Annotated in this window: 2 protein-coding genes; one reads left to right on the top strand and one right to left on the bottom strand. The window is 56.2% G+C overall.

What is annotated here, in order from left to right; translation table 11 throughout:
- Positions 1-247 precede the first annotated feature (247 nt).
- Positions 248-487 carry a hypothetical protein gene (locus DMG62_24845; protein ID PYY19224.1) on the top strand — a complete coding sequence of 80 codons (240 nt, stop codon included), beginning with the start codon at positions 248-250 and terminating at the stop codon, positions 485-487.
- A gap of 142 nt (positions 488-629) precedes the next feature.
- Here DMG62_24845 and DMG62_24850 read toward each other — a convergent pair whose 3' ends face one another.
- A complete protein-coding gene (locus tag DMG62_24850) occupies positions 630-1,244 on the bottom strand; it encodes a hypothetical protein (protein PYY19225.1) in 615 nt (204 codons plus the stop codon).
- Positions 1,245-1,339: the final 95 nt, after the last annotated feature.

Genomic DNA, 1,339 nt, shown 5'->3' on the forward strand with positions numbered 1-1,339 from the left:
GGACCGCTCAGGACCTTTACGGCCAAGCTGCCGATGTTGTTCGGCAGAATGCAACGCCGCTCGAAGCATGGCTGCGCAACAAGATTGAAACGCAACCATACACGACAGTTATAGCCGCGCTCGGAATCGGCTGGCTCATCGGCAGAACGCATCGGCCGCTGTAGCACGCTGGACAGCCGTGCGCCTAAAGTCGAATCCTTTTGGCCCTTGGAGCGCTTGGATCGCATTATCGTCTCAGGCAGTTCGGATGTGTTGGGATGCCCAAGCAGTCATGTTGCTTCGCAGTTTGCGCATAGCTAAAGGCGGCGCAAAAGCCGAAATCGAAACTACACGAATGATAACGGAAAAGGTCGCGGCACTTGCTGAAGCTCAGGTAGCGGCAACGGCGGCTGCGCTCAGAGGCAGCAAGAAACATCGCGTGGCGAAGAAGGCGTTGGGCGTTGACGCGAGGCGAGTTAGCAGCAACAGACGCAGACTGGCGAAATAGCGCACCGACCTTGCGCATCGCGTGGTTAATCCCCAGCGAAGGCCGCTAGAGCTGGGCGGCCCAAAGGCGTCGGTTGCGGATATCCCGGCGAAAGGCAGCTATTGGCCGCTTTCGTTCAGCGCCTCTTACTGCCCCGCGTCACTCAGGCAAGCAATGTTTTTATCAGCTCGCCAATCCAAGTCAGGACGGGAAAAGGACTAAACACTTGCAGCAGTATGGCAACTCCCAAGACCACCGCCAGGTGGCTTATCGTCCCGCGCAGAATCCTATCCGCTAGCGGAGGGTACGGCGGTTCGTTATTAGCGGGCCAAGCAAATGTCTCTTCCCATCTGTCCTGCGGAATCCCGGCCGGCCTAATTCTCTCAAATGGCAGCCATGCGCGATACGCCGCAATGCCGCGCTCCCGCGCGATTGCATTCCTCAGGCCGAATAAATTACTCCATCCTACAAAATCTACCATCTTGCTGATGACTACCCGCAGAACGGCCAGAATCAGCAAACACGCGAGGTAGACATACGCAATCCAGAAGCCTGTTGTGAGCCATGATTTGGTGAAGGATTTCACCTTGAATGCCGCCGAAAACAATCCCACGGTGGATTCTACGAGTTCATCCAGGCCATTGAACATCCGGCCGCGCGCCGACTGTTCATCGCCCGCTTGCAAGAAAAGAATCAGGGCGACCACAACGGCAAGCTGAAATAGGGGAAATCTCGCGATGCTCCTAATGGGAGCCGTGAGGAATTTGATTATTCCCATAGCCTGATGCTCCGCCGGTGAGCTGCAGTAGCTTACGTCTGCAACGCTCGCGCACGCGACGGCAAACTTCAAAACGAACGCTGGATAATACGCAG

The organism is Acidobacteriota bacterium, assembly GCA_003225175.1.
GTDB lineage: Bacteria > Acidobacteriota > Terriglobia > Terriglobales > Acidobacteriaceae > Gp1-AA112.